At 59.7% G+C, this 18,267-nt stretch carries 19 protein-coding genes; 11 read left to right on the top strand and 8 right to left on the bottom strand.

Features of this window, described 5'->3' with window-relative positions; all coding sequences use genetic code 11:
* The first annotated feature begins 206 nt into the window (after positions 1 to 206).
* Entirely contained in the window at positions 207 to 1,544 is a 1,338-nt protein-coding gene (gene gdhA, locus V6F91_RS22465) for an NADP-specific glutamate dehydrogenase (RefSeq protein ID WP_332768280.1), read from the top strand.
* Here the strand turns inward: gdhA and V6F91_RS22460 are convergent.
* From V6F91_RS22460 to V6F91_RS22445, 4 genes are all read right to left on the bottom strand, one after another.
* On the bottom strand, positions 1,541 to 2,035 hold the full coding sequence (locus V6F91_RS22460) for a GreA/GreB family elongation factor (RefSeq protein ID WP_332768278.1): 495 nt from the start codon (positions 2,033 to 2,035) through the stop codon (positions 1,541 to 1,543). The two genes, gdhA and V6F91_RS22460, sit on opposite strands and share 4 nt — an antisense overlap.
* 68 nt (positions 2,036 to 2,103) lie before the next feature.
* Positions 2,104 to 2,460, bottom strand: coding sequence for a hypothetical protein (locus V6F91_RS22455; protein ID WP_332768276.1), 357 nt, complete (start codon positions 2,458 to 2,460; stop codon positions 2,104 to 2,106).
* Positions 2,461 to 2,678: 218 nt separating this feature from the next.
* A complete protein-coding gene (locus V6F91_RS22450; protein ID WP_332768274.1) occupies positions 2,679 to 4,532 on the bottom strand; it encodes a DUF4105 domain-containing protein in 1,854 nt (617 codons plus the stop codon).
* A gap of 96 nt (positions 4,533 to 4,628) precedes the next feature.
* Entirely contained in the window at positions 4,629 to 5,117 is a 489-nt protein-coding gene (locus V6F91_RS22445; protein ID WP_007909797.1) for a DUF3015 domain-containing protein, read from the bottom strand.
* Between the two features lie 300 nt (positions 5,118 to 5,417).
* On the opposite strand from V6F91_RS22445, the gene V6F91_RS22440 reads away from it, so the two are divergent.
* A complete protein-coding gene (locus V6F91_RS22440) occupies positions 5,418 to 7,856 on the top strand; it encodes a Lon protease family protein (RefSeq protein ID WP_332768273.1) in 2,439 nt (812 codons plus the stop codon).
* A gap of 323 nt (positions 7,857 to 8,179) precedes the next feature.
* The gene (locus V6F91_RS22435) at positions 8,180 to 8,500 is read left to right on the top strand and encodes a hypothetical protein (protein WP_090286459.1); all 321 of its coding nucleotides are present in this window, start codon (positions 8,180 to 8,182) and stop codon (positions 8,498 to 8,500) included.
* On the opposite strand, the gene V6F91_RS22430 is transcribed toward V6F91_RS22435, so the two are convergent.
* Positions 8,497 to 10,326, bottom strand: a complete 1,830-nt coding sequence (locus tag V6F91_RS22430) for a hypothetical protein (protein WP_332768271.1) — start codon at positions 10,324 to 10,326, stop codon at positions 8,497 to 8,499. The genes V6F91_RS22435 and V6F91_RS22430 overlap by 4 nt on opposite strands.
* 161 nt (positions 10,327 to 10,487) lie before the next feature.
* Between V6F91_RS22430 and V6F91_RS22425 the strand changes: the two genes are divergently transcribed.
* The 3 genes from V6F91_RS22425 (at position 10,488) to V6F91_RS22415 (ending at position 12,156) form a co-directional block, all read left to right on the top strand.
* The gene (locus tag V6F91_RS22425; RefSeq protein ID WP_090286455.1) at positions 10,488 to 10,976 is read left to right on the top strand and encodes a TIGR00645 family protein; all 489 of its coding nucleotides are present in this window, start codon (positions 10,488 to 10,490) and stop codon (positions 10,974 to 10,976) included.
* A gap of 134 nt (positions 10,977 to 11,110) precedes the next feature.
* Positions 11,111 to 11,416, top strand: coding sequence for a DUF6482 family protein (locus V6F91_RS22420; RefSeq protein WP_090286453.1), 306 nt, complete (start codon positions 11,111 to 11,113; stop codon positions 11,414 to 11,416).
* A 122-nt stretch (positions 11,417 to 11,538) separates the two neighbouring features.
* Positions 11,539 to 12,156, top strand: a complete 618-nt coding sequence (locus V6F91_RS22415; protein ID WP_093098187.1) for an FKBP-type peptidyl-prolyl cis-trans isomerase — start codon at positions 11,539 to 11,541, stop codon at positions 12,154 to 12,156.
* A gap of 134 nt (positions 12,157 to 12,290) precedes the next feature.
* Here V6F91_RS22415 and V6F91_RS22410 read toward each other — a convergent pair whose 3' ends face one another.
* From V6F91_RS22410 to V6F91_RS22400, 3 genes are all read right to left on the bottom strand, one after another.
* A complete protein-coding gene (locus V6F91_RS22410) occupies positions 12,291 to 12,548 on the bottom strand; it encodes a hypothetical protein (RefSeq protein ID WP_332768267.1) in 258 nt (85 codons plus the stop codon).
* A gap of 192 nt (positions 12,549 to 12,740) precedes the next feature.
* Positions 12,741 to 13,082 (bottom strand): zinc ribbon domain-containing protein YjdM, encoded by a 342-nt coding sequence (locus tag V6F91_RS22405; protein WP_332768265.1) that lies wholly within the window; start codon positions 13,080 to 13,082, stop codon positions 12,741 to 12,743.
* Between the two features lie 183 nt (positions 13,083 to 13,265).
* A complete protein-coding gene (locus tag V6F91_RS22400; protein WP_090286445.1) occupies positions 13,266 to 14,234 on the bottom strand; it encodes a polyprenyl synthetase family protein in 969 nt (322 codons plus the stop codon).
* Positions 14,235 to 14,475: 241 nt separating this feature from the next.
* On the opposite strand from V6F91_RS22400, the gene rplU reads away from it, so the two are divergent.
* The 5 genes from rplU (at position 14,476) to V6F91_RS22375 (ending at position 18,231) form a co-directional block, all read left to right on the top strand.
* Complete coding sequence (gene rplU, locus V6F91_RS22395) at positions 14,476 to 14,787, top strand: 50S ribosomal protein L21 (protein ID WP_007924746.1); 312 nt, start codon at positions 14,476 to 14,478, stop codon at positions 14,785 to 14,787.
* A 35-nt stretch (positions 14,788 to 14,822) separates the two neighbouring features.
* Positions 14,823 to 15,080 (top strand): 50S ribosomal protein L27, encoded by a 258-nt coding sequence (gene rpmA, locus V6F91_RS22390; protein WP_016773121.1) that lies wholly within the window; start codon positions 14,823 to 14,825, stop codon positions 15,078 to 15,080.
* Positions 15,081 to 15,273: 193 nt separating this feature from the next.
* Positions 15,274 to 16,497: an Obg family GTPase CgtA gene (cgtA, locus tag V6F91_RS22385; protein ID WP_332768261.1), complete on the top strand. Its 1,224-nt coding sequence runs from the start codon at positions 15,274 to 15,276 to the stop codon at positions 16,495 to 16,497.
* 137 nt (positions 16,498 to 16,634) lie between these two features.
* Complete coding sequence (gene proB, locus V6F91_RS22380; protein WP_090286441.1) at positions 16,635 to 17,753, top strand: glutamate 5-kinase; 1,119 nt, start codon at positions 16,635 to 16,637, stop codon at positions 17,751 to 17,753.
* 10 nt (positions 17,754 to 17,763) lie between these two features.
* Positions 17,764 to 18,231 (top strand): CreA family protein, encoded by a 468-nt coding sequence (locus tag V6F91_RS22375; RefSeq protein ID WP_166216509.1) that lies wholly within the window; start codon positions 17,764 to 17,766, stop codon positions 18,229 to 18,231.
* Positions 18,232 to 18,267: the final 36 nt, after the last annotated feature.

Here is an 18,267-nt window from a genome sequence, read left to right as displayed (position 1 = left end):
GCGAAGACGGTGTAACTGTTGGTGCAAGTCTTGAATCTGTGCTCCCCACTCAGGTGCAAAAACGGATCAAAAACCCCTGGTATTTATATCCTGTGCACCATTTAATTTCATAACTGCGACATTCTGCTCTGTTCCTGTGCGCAACTCGTTTGTTACAGTCCGGCCCAATCTCTTCCAACGACAATAAATTTGCCGAGACTTTACCCATGACCGAATCCGTCGAATCCTTCCTTGCTCGCCTGAAAAAACGCGACCCTGATCAACCCGAATTTCATCAGGCGGTGGAAGAAGTGCTGCGCAGCCTGTGGCCGTTTCTCGAGGCCAATCCGCGTTACCTGACGTCGGGCATTCTGGAGCGCATCTGTGAGCCGGAGCGGGCGGTGGTGTTTCGTGTGTCGTGGGTCGACGATCAGGGCAAGGTCCAGGTCAATCGCGGTTTCCGTATTCAGATGAACAGCGCCATCGGCCCGTACAAGGGCGGTCTGCGTTTTCACCCATCGGTGAATATGGGTGTGCTGAAATTCCTCGCCTTCGAACAGACCTTCAAGAACTCGCTGACGTCGTTGCCCATGGGTGGCGGCAAGGGCGGTTCGGACTTCGATCCGAAGGGCAAAAGCGACGCAGAAGTCATGCGCTTCTGCCAGGCGTTCATGAGCGAGTTGTATCGTCATATCGGTGCGGATGTGGACGTGCCGGCCGGTGACATTGGCGTCGGTGCGCGGGAGATCGGTTTCCTGTTCGGTCAGTACAAACGCCTGAGCAATCAGTTCACCAGCGTCCTGACCGGCAAAGGCATGACGTATGGCGGCAGCCTGATTCGCCCGGAGGCCACCGGTTTCGGTTGCGTGTACTTCGCCGAGGAAATGCTCAAGCGCCGCGGGCAGGGCGTTGAGGGCAAGCGGGTGGCGATTTCCGGTTCCGGCAACGTCGCGCAATACGCCGCGCGCAAAGTGATGGATCTGGGCGGCAAGGTGATTTCCCTGTCCGATTCCGAAGGCACGCTGTTCTGCGAAGCCGGCCTGAGTGAAGAACAGTGGCAGGCGTTGCTGGAACTGAAGAACGTCAAACGCGGGCGCATCAGCGAACTGGCGGCCGCGTTCGGTCTGGAGTTCCGCGCCGGTCAGCTGCCATGGTCGCTGCCGTGCGACATCGCGCTGCCATGCGCCACGCAGAACGAACTCGACGCCGAGGCGGCGCGCACGCTATTGCGCAATGGCTGTGTGTGCGTGGCCGAGGGCGCGAACATGCCGACCACGCTGGAGGCTGTGGATATCTTTATCGCGGCGGGCATTCTGTTCGCCCCGGGCAAGGCCTCGAATGCGGGCGGTGTGGCCGTAAGCGGTCTGGAAATGTCACAGAACGCCATGCGCCTGCTGTGGACGGCCGGCGAGGTCGACAGCAAGCTGCACGCGATCATGCAGTCAATCCACCACGCTTGCGTGCATTACGGCGAGGACAATGGCCAGGTCAATTACGTCAAAGGCGCGAACATCGCCGGCTTCGTCAAAGTCGCTGATGCAATGTTGGCCCAAGGCGTGGTTTAAGCCGGTTCGATGCGGATCACTTCGATGATCTGATCACCGGCGGGGCGCTGCCACAGCACCTCGTCGTTGAGCCGTGCGCCGAGCAGCGCCCGGCCCAGCGGCGAGGCCCAATTGATCAGCCCCTGACTCGCATCGGCCTGATCTTCACCGACCAGTTGCACGCGGTGTTCGGTGTCGTGTTCATCGGCATACGTCACCCGACTGCCGATCTGCACCTTGTCGGTGGAAGTCGCAGCCACGGCCACTTGGGCTGAGCCCAGACGTTGCGTGAAATAGCGCAGATCCCGTTGCAGATCCGCCAGCCGTTGTTTGTCGGCCTGCTCACCTTTGGCCGATTGTTCGGCCTGCGCGTTTTGCAGCGCGGCAACTTTCGCCTGCAACTGCGCCAGACCTTGCGGCGTCACGTAATTGGGTTGCGTGCTGACCTGCCGCTCGACCGGCTGATCGGCCTGTGCGGCGGCGTTGTCTTCGTTGACGAATGCGCGACTCATGGTGTCCTCCTCTAAAGGATTTAGGCCATGTTCGCCGGCATTTGGTTTCACTGGATGTCCGAGAACGACTATTGCGAGCGATAGGCCCGTCCGGCACCCTGGTCTTTCTGTTGTTGCCAGGCGCGCTCGCGTTCGTCCCAATGTTCGTTGCGATAGTCTTCACGGCTCTTGTTTTCCAGCATCGCCTGGCACTGGCGGAAACCATCGGTCCAGCCATCGGCGTACTGCCTGTCCTTGAGATAGCGCGGCACGTTCTTGCGAAACTCGCCGCTGATCGAACCAGCGGCTTGCCGGCCACTGACGCAACCGTCATCGAAACCATCGGCGAACGCCGGTGGATAACCCTTGGCAATCAAATCGTCATGGGTCGACTGACAGCCGCCCAGCACCAGCAACACGCCCAGCACACCCGCACACCGCCACATTGCACTCTCCCGCGCCGATACCCGGCTCATAAGGAAAGTCTAGAAGGGGATTCATGAGGCGGCTGTCGAAGACCCGTGAAAAATCCATTAACACCACAAATCCCCTGTGGGAGCGAGCTTGCTCGCGAAGGCGTCCTGTCAGGCGATTCTAATATCGACTGACCCACCGCTTTCGCGAGCAAGCTCGCTCCCACATTGGTTCTGTGTTGTGTTCGAAGTCAGTAGTGATACCACTTCACTTCGAGCATGACTTCGGTCTCGGGCGTGGCGAGATGGCTGAATTCACGCTGCGCACTCAAGCGCAAACCCAGGTTGCGCGACAGCTCCCATTGCTGATTCAGGCTCAGACTGCGGCGCACTTCGCCGTTGAAGAAGTAATCGCCCTTGGCCTCCAGACTGAGGTTGCCCAGCGGGTTTTTCCACAGTACGCCGGTATTGAAACCGCCGGCCGGGGAGACGAACTCGGCGAAGTCATTGTTGTGCTCCACGCGTACGGTACCGAGTGCAAAGCCCAACACATCCTCACCCAACTGCCATGTACCACCGCCACCGCCGTTGACGTGGCTGACCAGCGTTTCGTCGTCATGCTTGCCCGGGACGCGTTCGAGGCCACCGGTGACTTGCCACGACAATGGCTGCAGCAGCTCATTGCGCGGTGTCAGCGAACGAATGGTCGCCAGATCCAGTTGCTGCAATTGCCAATCGTTGCCTTCGTACTGGCGCAGCTTCAGTTGCAGGATCTCGATCTGCGCGCCGAGCGGGAAGCTCTCGGCGTTGTCGTTGAGATCGTGATAGGCCATGCGCAAACCGTATTCGCCGAACGCACGATCACCGCGGGTGCCGAGGCCGGCCTGCCAGGTACGGGACTCGTGGCCGTCTTCGGGCAGACCTGGTTGCGGAATGTTCAGCTCCGGCGCCGGATTCTTGTTGATAGCGCGCAGCAGTTCGAAGCTGCGTTGCGCCCGTTGTGGATCGCGTTCCTGGCCGTTGGCGCGGTAGCGCTCCAGGCGATACGCCGCATCGACGATCAGCGCCTGACGCTCGCGGGGCAGCGCCTTGAATGTCGGTTCTTGCAAGACCTTTTGATCGGCACTGACTTTCAGCACCCATTGCTGTTCGTCATCGCTCAGCGGTTCGGCGCGGCTGAGTAATTCGCGCTCGCGGGACGGGCGGTATTCGATGTGCTCGACCAGCCCGGCTTCCTTCACCGCTTTCACGGTGTCAGTGGGGATCGCGGTTAGCGGGAACTGTTCGGTCAGGCGCAGGCTTGGCCGCGCGACTTGTAGCAACTCGAGCAAGCGATAGGAGCAGTTTTCGTCGAAAAAGAAATAGTCGAACTGGATCTGCTTGAGCTCCCAGACATGCTCGACCATGCGCGCGGTTTCTTCCTGGGTCAGGTTCAACCGGTATTCCCACAGGTCGCGATTCTCGAGGCTGCGGTATTCGGAGAGCTTTTCCTGATAGGGCACCAGCGCAAACAGCCCCGGATAGCCGCCCATCAAGCCTTTCCAGGCGTAGAGAATGCTGTTGTCGGAGCCTTCGATATAGGCGCCGAAGTTGATCGCGTAGCTGAGCAGTGAGGTCTTGTCGGCCTGCACATCGGCCTGATCGATGCGCAACAGGGTATGGCCGAACATCGACGAAGGGCTGTTGAGGTAGGCAGCCGGGAAAATCATCACCGCGCTGTGCGGCGAGACGTCCTTGAACCACTGCTTGTACTCGGCGCACTCCGGCGTCGGCAGATCGTTGAGGTTGAGCTGGGCTTTGAGCCAGCGTGTGCGCGCCGGGTAAACGCACTGTGCGTGCTGCTCGCCAAGGCTGGCCGGCGCATACAGCGCCTGCACGGTCGCGGCCAGTTCATGATCGGGGTGCTCGTTGCCGTCGGGCGCGAGAAAGAACTTCTTGTCGCTGACATAGCTGCGCCAGCCGCCGAGCTTGGCGGTTTCATAGTGACCGAGGGAAATCCAGAAGCGGTCGTTGGCCAGTTGCTGCAAACGTTGAGGGTCGATGTGGGGCGCGGCGGACAGCGGGGCGCAGACACAGAGCGCCAGCCAGGCAAGGCGTTTGAGCATAGTCGGCAACTTGAACAGGAAAGAAATAAAAGACCCAAAGAGGGGCGGGCCAAAAAAACAAAACCCGCTTCCCGAAGGAAGCGGGTGGGGTCGAGCTTAAGCCTGAGTCGCGTACTTGGCCAGACGTGGGTCCGATTTCAGTACTGCCAGGGTGTTGGTATGCACGTCTTCTGCGGTCACGTCAGCCTTGCTGAAGATCTGCTGGAAGTGCTCGTGAGTGACAGCGGCGAAATGCGCGCGATCTTCTGGTGCCACGCCCAGTACCACAGCGTAAGTCGTCAGCGCTTCGCCGTTGCCTTTGGCCATGTCTTCGGACAGCTCGTTCATCATGCCATTCATGGCGAACCAGGATTTGCCGCCGTAGGTCAGCGACGCGTTGGTCGAGCAACCGTTGGTGCCGGAGGTCATACCGAAGGTAGCGTTACCGGAAGTGCCGTTGGTGGTGGAAGCGAGGAAGTGAGCCGGGGTGCCACGCTGACCTTCGAACAGCATGTTGCCCCAACCGCAATCCGGGCCGCCTGGAGCTTGCGCCATTGCGTTGATGGATACAGCGGTGAAGAGAGTACCGAGAAGAATCCGTTTCATAGCTTTTTTCTCTTTATGTGCATACCAATGGACAGGGTTCTGACTTTCCGGTGCTGCATGAAACAGCGCCGAATATAGCCAGTGGGCCAGTATTAGTTCCAGCCGCGCAGTTTGGAGTTTAGGCACGTTCCGAGGGTTCCGTGGTTTTTTGCAAAATATTTGGAATAAACCCCGGTTTTACGAGGCGCGCCGCCGGGCTGTGCGGTTGTCTATGCTTTGTCAGGTGGCGCGCCTTGCCAGTGGGGCACGGGCAGCGCCAGAATGCCGCTATCTGCCCCGCCCGATTGTTAAGGAAGCCCGATGCCTGATCCTGTTGCTGCCAGCTTGCGTCTCGCGCCCGAAGCGCTGACCCGTCCGTTTTCCGCTGAACAGTTCAGCTTCACTACCACCAATGATCTGGAGCCCTTTCGCGGTGTGCTCGGCCAGGAACGCGCGGTCGAAGCCTTGCAGTTCGGTGTGGCCATGCCACGCCCCGGTTACAACGTATTCGTCATGGGCGAGCCCGGCACCGGGCGTTTCTCGTTCGTCAAACGCTACCTGAAAGCCGAAGGCAAGCGCCTGCAGACCCCGGCGGACTGGGTCTACGTCAACAATTTCGACGAGCCGCGCGAGCCGCGTGCACTGGAGTTGCCATCGGGCACCGCCGGCGCCTTCATCGGTGACATAAACGGTTTGATCGACAACCTGCTGGCGACTTTTCCGGCCGTGTTCGAACACCCGTCCTACCAGCAGAAGAAAAGCGCCATCGACCGCGCCTTCAACCAGCGCTACGACAAGGCCCTCGACATCATCGAGCGCCTGGCCCTGGAAAAGGACGTTGCCCTGTATCGCGACAGCAGCAACATCGCCTTCACGCCAATGCTCGATGGCAAAGCGCTGGACGAAGCCGAATTCGCCCAGTTGCCGGAAGCCGAGCGTGAGCGCTTCCACGATGACATCTCCGGCCTCGAAGAACGCCTGAACGAAGAACTCGCCAGCCTGCCGCAGTGGAAGCGCGAATCGAACAATCAACTGCGTCAGCTCAACGAAGAAACCATCACCCTGGCCTTGCAGCCTTTGCTGGCGCCGTTGTCAGAAAAGTACGCGGAAAACGCCGCGGTCTGCGGTTATCTGCAAGCGATGCAGGTGTACTTGCTGAAAACCGTGGTCGAGCAACTGGTCGACGACAGCAAGACCGACGCCGTCGCGCGCAAATTGCTCGAAGAGCAATACGCGCCGAGCCTGGTGGTTGGCCATCCGGCCAGCGGCGGGGCGCCGGTGGTGTTCGAGCCGCACCCGACTTACGAAAACCTGTTCGGCCGCATCGAATACACCACCGATCAGGGTGCGCTCTACACCACTTATCGTCAGTTGCGCCCGGGCGCCTTGCACCGCGCCAACGGCGGTTTCCTGATTCTTGAAGCGGAAAAAATGCTCAGCGAGCCGTTCGTGTGGGATGCGCTCAAGCGCGCCCTGCAATCGCGCAAACTGAAAATGGAATCACCGCTGGGCGAAATGGGCCGTTTCGCCACGGTGACCCTCAATCCGCAGCACATTCCGCTTCAGGTCAAAGTCATCATCATCGGCGCACGGCAGCTGTACTACACGCTGCAGGACCTCGATCCGGACTTCCAGGAAATGTTTCGTGTACTGGTCGACTTCGACGAAGACATCCCGATGGTCGACGAGAGCCTGGAACAGTTCGCCCAGCTGTTGAAAACCCGCACTTCGGAAGAAGGCATGGCGCCGCTCACAGCCGATGCGGTGGCACGTTTGGCGACCTATAGCGCGCGGCTGGCCGAACACCAGGGACGTTTGTCGGCGCGTATCGGCGATTTGTTTCAACTGGTCAGCGAGGCGGACTTCATCCGTCATCTGGCCGGCGATGAAATGACCGATGCCGGGCACATCGAGCGGGCCCTGAAAGCCAAGGCCACCCGCACCGGCCGAGTGTCGGCGCGGATTCTCGACGACATGCTCGCCGGGATCATCCTGATCGATACCGATGGCGCGGCGGTCGGCAAGTGCAACGGTCTGACCGTGCTTGAAGTCGGCGACTCGGCGTTCGGCGTGCCGGCGCGGATTTCCGCCACGGTGTACCCGGGCGGCAGCGGCATCGTCGACATCGAGCGCGAGGTCAACCTCGGCCAGCCGATCCACTCCAAGGGTGTGATGATTCTCACCGGCTATCTGGGCAGCCGTTATGCGCAGGAATTCCCGCTGGCGATTTCCGCGAGCATCGCGCTGGAGCAATCCTACGGTTACGTCGATGGCGACAGTGCGTCGCTGGGCGAGGCCTGCACGCTGATCTCGGCGTTGTCGAAAACTCCGCTCAAGCAGTGCTTTGCTATCACCGGTTCGATCAACCAGTTCGGTGAAGTGCAGGCGGTCGGCGGGGTCAACGAGAAGATCGAAGGCTTCTTCCGCCTCTGCGAAGCGCGCGGACTGACCGGCGAGCAGGGCGCGATCATTCCGCAGGCCAACGTCGCCACGCTGATGCTCGACGAAAAAGTCCTCGCGGCGGTGCGGGCCGGACAGTTCCACGTTTACGCGGTGCGTCAGGCCGACGAAGCGCTGAGCCTGCTGGTCGGCGAACCGGCCGGCGAGCCGAATGAGGATGGACAATTCCCGCAAGGCAGCATCAACGCGCGGGTGGTGGAGCGTTTGCGCGACATTGCCGAGATGATCAGCGAAGAGGATCTGAAGGAAGCCGAGAAGGAACTGGCGCAAGAGGCGCTGGCCGAAGCCAAACCTGCCTGATTGTTATATGGCCAACCCTGTGGGAGCGAGCCTGCTTGCGAAAGCGCTGTATCAGTCGACAATGAGTTGGCTGACACTGCGCATTCGCGAGCAGGCTTGCTCCCACATTGTTTTCCAAGATTGGTTTTTGCAGCGATCTTCGGCAAATGTGTCACGACTCTGACGTCAATATTCACACAATGACCATTCGGCGCCTTCTGGTTTCATTCGGCTTGCGAAGGACACTTTTCTTCTATCCTCAAGTCAAGGATATCGACAGTATCACTGGATCGAGCCAGTCCTCCCGTGGGGGCTGAATACCGGCTTTACCGAGGGTCGCCGCCATGTCGCGCAACCTCTGCCTCACCCGTCAATGCCTGGGTCTCGTGACCCGGATCGAATGCGCCGTCAAGCCGCTGGCCGGCGATAACGGCATGTGGACATTGCTCTTCGCCGCCGGCATGGCGGGCGAACAACCTTCTGCGATCAAAGCCCAGGGCCCGTTTCACGGCCCGGTGGCGGCCGAGTCGATTCTCGACACGATCGTTGAAAGCCTGACCTTGCATGGTTATGAGCTGGCCGACGATCCGCAAATCTGGAGCCTGCATTTGCAGGCCCAACTGCGCCAGATCAACGGCGGCCGAGGCCGCAGCCTTAACAGCTAAGGCGCGGTTGGCGGCAACGGCGTTTTGTCGAGCTTGACCTCGAAACCGTATTGCACTGTGCTCAGGTCGGTTCGCTGATAGGTCTCCACGTGCGTCGGCCGACCATAGAAATAATGCACGCCGAACAGTGCCGGGCCTTCCGCGCTCGCATCGTGGCTGACCGAGAGAATCCGCTTCAGGTAATGACCGCTGTCGTCCTTGACGTAAAAGCGCCATTCATTCGGGGCGAACAGTTTCTGATCGACCACCAGCGTGTTGTCCTTGATCTGCAAGCCTTTGGGTAAAGACTTGGTGTCGTACGCCTGCTTGTTCACCGTGGCGAGAAACAGTGGCATCGAACCGACCGCAATCGCCGGTGTTTCCGGGAACAGGTTGAGGTCGTAAGTGATGGTCGCTTGCAATGGGTCGACCTGATACGCCTCGGGCGGCAGTTCGATCGGCTCGTCGAGTTTGCCGCCACGCTTTTCCGTAAAGAACGTGACCGGGCTGACGCCAGGATTGAGCTCGTCGCCGAGCAATTCATCATTGAAGCTGCGGCGGTGCGAGAACTCGATGCGCGCGGCACTCGGCTCCTCCACCGATTGATGAATACGCACGCCAGCCTTCAGTTGCGCCTCGGTCAGCGTCGCGCCTTTGAGCCAGTTGGCGGCCAGATCGTCGTAAACCACCACCGGCAGGTCCAGCGGCTGCACGGCTTTTGCCGTGGTGTGCGGGTTGAAGGTGCGAACCGGCAGGTTCAGGTCTTTGCGCGTGACCGTTGCCGAGGAAAAGTCCAGCACGCTGACTTCCAGCGTTTCGATCGGGCCGTGGAAATACACCTTGTTATAGCGGCGCGGATGGTCCTTCTCGAACACTTGCTGGTCGTCGCTGAGCTGTTTTTCCAGGCTGTCGCTCCAGGTCTTCTGCTGCTGCAATTGCGCCAGTTGTTTTTGGTAAAACGCCACCTGCTCCGGGCTTTCGTTGATCGAGCCGGCGCGCACCAGATATTGCCCACTGGCGTCGCGGGCCTGGACGATCAGCGGATTGAGGCGAGTCTGGGCCACTTCCGCGGCCAGCGGTAGGCTGTTGCTGACTTCGACCTCGGCGTAGTTTTTTTCAAGCTTCAGCAATTTGACGCTGAGGTTGTCGTTGCTGCGGGTCTGGCCGAGGTCTTTCTGCGTCAGGTCGAAACTGTACAGGCGCCGCGGCGCGATGACTTCGACCTGGCCTTGCAGGCTGACCGGTTGCGGCAAGGTTTTCTTATCGACGTTCAGGCCGTCGATGAACGGGTAAGTCACGGTCAGGTCGTCGGGGTTGGTGACGTTGGAGCTGGACGGGCTGAGCTGAATGCCGGGATCGGTCTCCGACCATTCCGGTTGCCAGGCGATCACGCGTTGGTTGCTCAGCGTCACCGAGCGCCATTCGATGGCATGCGGAAACAGGAAGCCGCCCGGGATGTTCAGGTTGAAGGGGAAGACCGGCTGCAGGTCGGTGAGGTAATCGGAACTGGCATCCTTGTGCAGCACGAACAGACCGTTGATGAACGTATCGACCAGTGCCTGCGGGGTAGGGTAGTGCTTGAGCACGGCGAGAGCGTCTTCGCCGTATTCGGTGTGCGGCGCAAGGTCGTCGAGCTTGAGTCGGGCGCGATCGAGCAATAGCAGCGAGCCGCCGAGTTCAGTGATGGCGTCCTTGAGCTTCGGATCGCTGATCGCGTCCAGCGACTGTTCGAAGGTGGCGGTCTTTTCGTCAAGGTTGACGACGCGTTTTTCATCGCCGGGCGAGCAACCGCTGATCAGCAAGGCAAGGCAGATTCCGGCAGTCATTAACGGCAATCGCACATCCATTTCCACGCGTCCTGTCCACTGTCGCTGGGCTGTCGATGGTTTGGACACTAGCAGAAAAACTTTGTCACACACACGCAGGTGACGGATTTTCGGGCTGTTTCTGGCTGTCACAGCGCACTGTTATACTCGCCGCCATTTCCAGCCCCCTTGTGTGAGATTCAATGGAACGCTTTATCGAAAATGCAATGTACGCCACGCGCTGGCTGCTGGCGCCGATCTACATCGGCCTGTCCCTTGGCTTGCTGGCGCTGGCGTTGAAGTTCTTCCAGGAAATCGTGCATATCCTGCCCAACGTCTTCGCCATGGCCGAGTCGGAACTGATTCTGGTGCTGCTGTCGCTGATTGACATGGCGCTGGTCGGCGGCCTCCTGGTGATGGTGATGATTTCCGGCTACGAGAATTTCGTCTCGCAACTGGACATCGACGAAGGCAAGGAAAAGCTCAGCTGGCTTGGCACCATGGACTCTTCATCGCTGAAGATGAAAGTCGCGGCGTCGATCGTGGCGATCTCCTCGATCCATTTGCTGCGCATCTTCATGGATGCCAAGAACGTCGATCCTGAGCACCTGATGTGGTACGTGATCATTCACATGACCTTCGTCATCTCGGCGTTCGCCATGGGTTACCTGGACAAGGTCACCAAGCACTGATCAACCGTTGATCAAGGCAAAAAAGAGCCGCCCGTCTGTTGTGAAACAGACGGGCGGCTTCGTTTGTAGCTTGTGCTTTGCGCCGCGGAGGCCTATCCCTGTAGCTTCTGGCTTGTCACTGCTTGAGGTGTTCGATGAACCTGCAAGAGCTGAACGCGTTCGCCATCGCCGGCAAGGTCGATGAATTGAATCTGATTTCCATGGAGGGCGGGATCTATTTGCTGGAAGCGCGCATGCATGGGGCCGCTCATCCGTTGCATGATCCTCTGGGCAAAACCCTGACTCTTCGTTCCGTGGAGCACGCGCGGGACATGCTGCATGCCTTTCCGGTGCTGCCGTTCAATCTGGTGCACACCTCGGTGCATGATGAAATGTGTGGTTTGGGCGGTGGCATCAATGAAAGCCTGAAAGTGCCGCTTGCCTGGCGCTCCGCACTGTAGGCCCGGCGCCCCACGTCCGGGGCATCTGTGCTAGTCTGCTCGCCCTTTTGGTTCCGGGCGCGCCGGGACGCGCTGTGCTCGCACGGCACGTCTTGTGGCCGTCCGCACAGCGGAGCAGTGTCATGTCCGAAGTAAATCTGTCCACCGACGAAACCCGCGTCAGCTACGGCATTGGCCGTCAGCTGGGTGACCAGCTGCGCGACAACCCGCCACCGGGCGTCAGCCTGGACGCGATTCTGGCTGGCCTGACCGACGCGTTCGCCGGCAAGGAAAGCCGTGTGGGTCAGGAAGAGATGTCCGCCAGCTTCAAGGTGATCCGCGAAATCATGCAGGCTGAAGCGGCTGCCAAGGCTGAAGCTGCTGCTGGTGAAGGCCTGGCTTTCCTGGCGGAAAACGCCAAGCGTGACGGCATCACCACTCTGGCCTCCGGCCTGCAGTTCGAAGTGCTGACCCAGGGCGACGGCGCCAAGCCGACCCGTGAAGACCAGGTGCGCACGCACTACCACGGCACGCTGATCGACGGCACTGTGTTCGACAGCTCCTACGAGCGCGGCCAGCCTGCAGAATTCCCGGTCGGTGGCGTGATCGCCGGCTGGACCGAAGCTTTGCAACTGATGAATGCCGGCAGCAAGTGGCGCCTGTACGTGCCAAGCGAACTGGCTTACGGCGCTCAAGGCGTCGGCAGCATTCCGCCGCACAGCGTTCTGGTGTTCGACGTCGAGCTGCTGGACGTTCTGTAATTCCGGGCCTGCCTCACGGCGGGCTAACTAATGTAGGAGTGAGCCTGCTCGCGATTGCGTCCTGTCAGTAGTTGATTGGCTATCTGACACACCGCTACCGCGAGCAGGCTCACTCCTACAGTTTTTACCGCGTTTCATATTTCGATCTTGTTGTGCAGTTCACTGCTGGGGCGCAAGGCCCGGGCATAGCAGAACAGGAACAGATTGCGCACCAGCTCCTTGAGCACCAGCGGCTCGCTGGAATTGAGGCCGCTGACGTCCAGATCGCCTTGATCGTGCAGCTCATGCAATGCTTCTTCTTCAAGCACCGCACAGACTTCGCCGGTTTCCCGATGGAGGATTCTGAGGTAGGGGTGCGGGCGATCCAGCCAGGCGTCGATCAAATAAGTCATGGGTCGTTTCTCCTTGAAAGGTTTCAATGAGAATAATTCTTATTCGTAAAATAGCAAGTGCCTATTGGCGGATGATGATCTTTGTGTGGGAGCGAGCCTGCTCGCGAAGGGGCAAAACTGAGGTTTCTTTGAGGCGCAGCGCAGAGGGTGGAGCTCCATCCCACGGCTGGCGCGGGATGGATGACGCAAGGCTCAGACTTTTCTGACGAACTCGGATTTGAGCTTCATCGGGCCGATACCGTCGATCTTGCAATCGATGTCATGGTCGCCATCGCACAGGCGGATGTTCTTGACCTTGGTGCCGACCTTGACCACCAGCGAGGTGCCCTTGACCTTGAGGTCCTTGATCACGGTGATGGTGTCGCCGTCCTGCAGGACGTTGCCGACCGAATCTTTCTTCACGTCATCCGTGGACGCCACTTCGGCTTCGCCAGCGGCAGACCACTCGTGGGCGCACTCAGGGCAGACCAGTTGCGTACCGTCTTCGTAGGTGTATTCGGAATTGCATTTCGGGCAGGGTGGCAACGTGCTCACTAAGGTTCCTTGGGTATCAGGAGGGTAAAAGGGCGCACATTGTATAGGGTTTTACGCTCGGCAGGGCATAAGCCAGAAACAACTGTGGGAGCGAGCCTGCTCGCGAAAGCGGTATGGCAGTCAACATCTTTATCGACTGGCAGATTGCTTTCGCGAGCAGGCTCGCTCCCACAAAGGGCAGAATCAGTGCGTGCGGGCGACCGCAAACTCGCTCAGTTCCACCAGCGCATCGCGGTATTCGCTGGCTGGCAGCGCCTCGAGGCAGGTAATCGCACGGGCCACGTAATCGCGGGCCAGTTGCGCGGTGTACTCCAGCGAACCGGAAGCTTCCACAGCGATGCGGATGCTTTCCAGGTCTTCGATCCCGCCTTTCTGGATCGCCTGGCGCACCAGCGCAGCCTGTTCCGGCGTGCCTTCGCGCATCGTGTAGATCAACGGCAGGGTCGGTTTGCCTTCGGCCAGATCGTCACCGACGTTCTTGCCTAGAGTCTCGGCGTCGCCCTTGTAATCCAGCAGGTCATCAACCAGCTGGAAGGCCACACCCAGATGATCACCGAAGGTGCGCAGGGCTTCGCTCTGCTCGGCGGTGGCACCGGCCAGCGCCGCTGCGCTGTGGGTCGAGGCTTCGAAGAGCATCGCGGTCTTGCCGCGGATGACTTCCATGTAGGTTTCTTCGGTGGTGCTGGCGTCACGCACCTTGGACAGCTGCAACACTTCGCCTTCGGCAATGATGCGCGTGGCCTGGGAGAGGATTTTCATCACCGGCATCGAGCCCAGTTCGACCATCATTTCGAACGAGCGCGAGTACAGGAAGTCGCCGACCAGTACGCTCGGAGCGTTGCCCCACATGGCGTTGGCGGTCGAACGGCCACGGCGCATGCCGGACATGTCGACCACGTCGTCATGCAGCAGGGTCGCGGTGTGCAGGAATTCGATGGTGGCGGCCAGCAGACGCATGTCGTCGCCTTCGCGACCCAGGGCCTTGCCACACAGCAACACTAATAAAGGACGCAGACGCTTGCCGCCAGCCGAGGTGATGTAATCGCCGATTTTCGATACCAGCGGTACTCGGGAAGTCAGCTGCTTCTTGATGATGCCGTCGACGGCGCTAAAATCGTCCGCCACCGCGCGGTAGAAAGCTTGGGGTTGCATCAGCGAGAGTCGCTCCAGAAGGGTTGCGCGGCATGCTAGGACCCCCACCCAGACCTGTCAAGGCGCGATAGACGGCTACTTGCAAGCCTGGTGCGGCTTGCGTACAATCGCGCACCCTGAACTTCCTGGGCAGCACCTGCCTTACGCAATTGCACTTGGGCCGTTCCAGCCCCATGCAGCCATGCCAGCCAATACCTCTTCTTATAAAGAGCTGGGTGAGCAGGATTATCGGAGAAATACCATGTACGCAGTAATCGTTACCGGCGGTAAGCAATACAAGGTCGCTGAAGGTGAATACCTGAAGATCGAAAAACTGGAAATCGCTACTGGCGAATCCGTGACTTTTGATCGCGTTCTGCTGGTCGCCAATGGCGACGACGTGAACATCGGCGCACCAGTTGTTGCTGGCGCAACCGTCAAGGCTGAAGTGATCTCCCAAGGTCGTCACGATAAAGTCCGCATCATCAAGTTCCGTCGTCGTAAGCACCACATGAAGCGTATGGGCCACCGCCAGTGGTTCACCGAGATCAAAATCACCGGTATTCAGGCTTAATTACAGCCTAATTCCTCACTAGGAGAATTGAACTCATGGCACACAAAAAAGCTGGTGGTAGTACCCGTAACGGTCGCGACTCAGAAGCCAAACGCCTTGGCGTGAAGATGTATGGCGGCCAGGTCATCAAGGCCGGCAACATCATCGTGCGTCAGCGCGGCACCCAATTCCACGCTGGCTACGGCGTTGGCATGGGTAAGGATCACACTCTCTTCGCTAAAATCGAAGGCGTGATCAAGTTCGAAGTAAAGGGCGCCTTCGGTCGTCGTTACGTGAGCGTAATCGCGGCTTAATCGCGAGATCGCTGGAGAAGCCCTGTCTTGCGACGGGGCTTTTTCGTTTGTGGGGTGAGTCTCTTGCAAAGCTGTTTGTATGGGCTGTCGGCGTGCGATGCAGGTCGTGTCTTGGGGTCGCTGCGCTCATTTTTGCAAGAGTCTTATGTCTTGATTGTTTTTCGGCTCGTCCGTACGGCGAGAGGCGTTGGTTATGAAGTTTGTTGATGAAGTATCGATTCGCGTAAAGGCTGGTGATGGCGGCAATGGCGCCATGAGTTTCCGTCGGGAAAAATTCATCGAAAACGGTGGCCCGAACGGTGGTGATGGCGGTGATGGCGGTTCCATCTACATGATGGCCGACGAAAACCTCAACACCCTGGTCGACTACCGTTACACCCGGCACTTCGATGCCGAGCGTGGCTCCAACGGTGGCAGTACCGACTGCACCGGCAAAAAAGGCGAAGACCTGATCCTGCGCGTGCCGGTCGGCACTACGGTGATCGATTCCGCTACCCAGGAAGTCATCGGTGACCTGACCAAGGCTGGTCAGAAGCTGATGGTGGTGCAGGGCGGCTGGCACGGTCTGGGCAACACCCGGTTCAAATCCAGTACCAACCGTGCACCGCGCCAGACTACGCCGGGCAAGCCGGGCGAGCAGCGCGACCTGAAACTGGAAATGAAAGTGCTGGCCGACGTCGGTCTGCTGGGTTTGCCGAATGCCGGTAAAAGTACCTTTATCCGTTCGGTCTCGGCCGCCAAGCCGAAAGTCGCCGATTACCCGTTCACCACGCTGGTGCCAAACCTCGGCGTGGTCAGCGTCGATCGCTGGAAGAGCTTCGTCGTTGCCGACATTCCGGGGCTGATCGAAGGCGCTTCCGACGGTGCCGGTCTGGGCATTCGCTTCCTCAAGCACCTGGCGCGCACGCGTCTGCTGCTGCACCTCGTCGACATGGCGCCGCTGGATGACTCCAGTGCTCCGGACGCGGCGGAAGTGATCGTCAACGAGCTGATCAAGTTCAGCCCGTCGCTGGCCGAGCGTGATCGCTGGCTGGTATTGAACAAATGCGATCAGATCCTTGAAGAAGAGCACGACGCTCGCGTCAAGGAAATCGTCGATCGCCTGGAGTGGACCGGTCCGGTGTACGTGATTTCGGCGATCGCCAAGATCGGTACCGAGCGTCTGTGTCACGACATCATGCGTTACATGGAAGATCGCGCCGATCGCCTGGCCAATGACCCGGCCTACAAGGAAGAGCTGGCCGATCTCGATCAGCGCATTGAAGACGAGGCGCGCGCGCAGCTGCAGGCGCTGGATGACAAGCGTGCCCTGCGTCGCAGTGGCGTGAAATCGGTCCATGACATCGGCGACGATGACTGGGACGAAGAAGATGTGGATGACGAAGACGGTCCGAAAATCATTTACGTGCGTGACTGATTCGTTGCAGTAAACTTAAGCGCCGCTCAATCGAGCGGCGTTTTGGTATCTGGAAATCGATCGTTGGTCAGCAATCGCCACGATTAACGTCATGGGTGGTGTCAGGTCGTGCTGCCCTCAAGCTAAGGTTGAAGATGATGCGGAGCAAGGTGACAGGTGCGCAGCGTTGGGTCGTGAAGATCGGCAGCGCTTTGCTGACAGCGGATGGCAAAGGGCTCGATCGTGCGGCAATGAGTGTCTGGGTCGAGCAGATGGTGGCCTTGCATGAGGCTGGCGTTGAGTTGGTGCTGGTGTCCTCCGGGGCGGTGGCGGCCGGCATGAGTCGTTTGGGCTGGACTGCGCGACCCAGTGCGATGCACGAGCTTCAGGCGGCCGCGGCAATCGGTCAGATGGGCCTGGTGCAGGCATGGGAATCGAGCTTCGCCGAGCATGGCCGGCACACTGCGCAGATCCTCTTGACGCACGATGACCTCTCCGACCGCAAGCGCTACCTCAATGCCCGCAGCACCCTGCGCGCGCTGGTCGAGCTGAAAGTCATTCCGGTGATCAACGAAAACGACACCGTGGTCACTGACGAAATCCGTTTTGGCGACAACGACACGCTGGCGGCGCTGGTGGCCAACCTGGTCGAAGCGGATCTGCTGGTGATCCTCACCGATCGCGACGGCATGTTCGACGCCGATCCGCGCAACAACCCCGATGCGCAGATGATCTTCGAGGCGCGCGCCGATGATCCGAGCCTCGACGCGGTCGCGGGCGGCACCGGTGGTGCGCTGGGGCGTGGCGGCATGCAGACCAAGTTGCGCGCGGCGCGTCTGGCGGCGCGTTCCGGTGCGCACACGATCATTGTCGGTGGGCGCCTGGAGCGAGTGCTCGATCGCCTGAAGGCCGGCGAGCGCATCGGTACCTTGCTCTCGCCTGAGCGCGGCATGCTCGCGGCGCGCAAGCAGTGGCTGGCCGGGCACCTGCAAACCCGTGGCACGCTGGTGCTGGATGACGGTGCGGTGTCGGCGCTGTCACAAGGCAACAAGAGTCTGCTGCCGGTGGGCGTCAAACTGGTGCAGGGCAGCTTCCGTCGCGGTGAGATGGTGGTCTGCGTGGCGCCGGACGGTCGTGAGATCGCCCGCGGCCTGGCCAACTACAGCGCGCTGGAAGCACAAAAAATCATCGGTCAGTCGTCGGATGCGATTGTCGGTTTGCTTGGTTACATGGCGGAGCCGGAACTGGTTCACCGTGACAACCTGATTCTGGTTTAAGGAAAACTCGATGCGCGTAGCAAAAGGATTGTTGGGTCTGCTGATGGCGCTGCCATTGCTGGCCTCGGCCGAAGAAATCGGTCAGGTGTCGACGGTGTTCAAGTTCGTCGGTCCGAATGACCGCATTGTGGTCGAAGCCTTTGATGATCCCAAGGTCGAGGGCGTGACCTGCTACCTGTCGCGCGCCAAGACTGGCGGTGTGAAGGGTGGTCTGGGTCTGGCTGAGGATCGCGCGGAAGCGTCGATCGCCTGCCGCCAGGTGGGGCCAATCAAGTTCAAGGGTGAGCTGAAGGATGGCGACGAGGTGTTCAAGGAGCGCACTTCGTTGGTGTTCAAGACCATGCAGGTGGTGCGGTTCCTCGACAAGAAGCGCAACACGCTGGTGTACCTGGTCTACAGCGATCGCTTGATCGAGGGCAGTCCGCAGAATGCCGTGACGGCGATTCCGATCCTGCCGTGGGTGCCGGTCCAGCAGTAAGCGCTGCAAATCCAAACGATGTGCGAGCCGGTCCGG

The sequence above is a fragment of the Pseudomonas koreensis genome, from assembly GCF_036668835.1.
Classification (GTDB): domain Bacteria; phylum Pseudomonadota; class Gammaproteobacteria; order Pseudomonadales; family Pseudomonadaceae; genus Aquipseudomonas; species Aquipseudomonas koreensis_I.
Note: the sequence above shows the minus strand (reverse complement) of the source record. Positions and strands in the feature narration are given on the sequence as shown.

Coding starts and splice junctions, on each gene's coding strand:
- gdhA (WP_332768280.1), top strand. CDS start 207: ATGACCGAATCCGTCGAATCCTTCCTTGCTCGCCTGAAAAAACGCGAC.
- V6F91_RS22460 (WP_332768278.1), bottom strand. CDS start 2,035: ATGAGTCGCGCATTCGTCAACGAAGACAACGCCGCCGCACAGGCCGAT.
- V6F91_RS22455 (WP_332768276.1), bottom strand. CDS start 2,460: ATGTGGCGGTGTGCGGGTGTGCTGGGCGTGTTGCTGGTGCTGGGCGGC.
- V6F91_RS22450 (WP_332768274.1), bottom strand. CDS start 4,532: ATGCTCAAACGCCTTGCCTGGCTGGCGCTCTGTGTCTGCGCCCCGCTG.
- V6F91_RS22445 (WP_007909797.1), bottom strand. CDS start 5,117: ATGAAACGGATTCTTCTCGGTACTCTCTTCACCGCTGTATCCATCAAC.
- V6F91_RS22440 (WP_332768273.1), top strand. CDS start 5,418: ATGCCTGATCCTGTTGCTGCCAGCTTGCGTCTCGCGCCCGAAGCGCTG.
- V6F91_RS22435 (WP_090286459.1), top strand. CDS start 8,180: ATGTCGCGCAACCTCTGCCTCACCCGTCAATGCCTGGGTCTCGTGACC.
- V6F91_RS22430 (WP_332768271.1), bottom strand. CDS start 10,326: ATGGATGTGCGATTGCCGTTAATGACTGCCGGAATCTGCCTTGCCTTG.
- V6F91_RS22425 (WP_090286455.1), top strand. CDS start 10,488: ATGGAACGCTTTATCGAAAATGCAATGTACGCCACGCGCTGGCTGCTG.
- V6F91_RS22420 (WP_090286453.1), top strand. CDS start 11,111: ATGAACCTGCAAGAGCTGAACGCGTTCGCCATCGCCGGCAAGGTCGAT.
- V6F91_RS22415 (WP_093098187.1), top strand. CDS start 11,539: ATGTCCGAAGTAAATCTGTCCACCGACGAAACCCGCGTCAGCTACGGC.
- V6F91_RS22410 (WP_332768267.1), bottom strand. CDS start 12,548: ATGACTTATTTGATCGACGCCTGGCTGGATCGCCCGCACCCCTACCTC.
- V6F91_RS22400 (WP_090286445.1), bottom strand. CDS start 14,234: ATGCAACCCCAAGCTTTCTACCGCGCGGTGGCGGACGATTTTAGCGCC.
- rplU (WP_007924746.1), top strand. CDS start 14,476: ATGTACGCAGTAATCGTTACCGGCGGTAAGCAATACAAGGTCGCTGAA.
- rpmA (WP_016773121.1), top strand. CDS start 14,823: ATGGCACACAAAAAAGCTGGTGGTAGTACCCGTAACGGTCGCGACTCA.
- cgtA (WP_332768261.1), top strand. CDS start 15,274: ATGAAGTTTGTTGATGAAGTATCGATTCGCGTAAAGGCTGGTGATGGC.
- proB (WP_090286441.1), top strand. CDS start 16,635: ATGCGGAGCAAGGTGACAGGTGCGCAGCGTTGGGTCGTGAAGATCGGC.
- V6F91_RS22375 (WP_166216509.1), top strand. CDS start 17,764: ATGCGCGTAGCAAAAGGATTGTTGGGTCTGCTGATGGCGCTGCCATTG.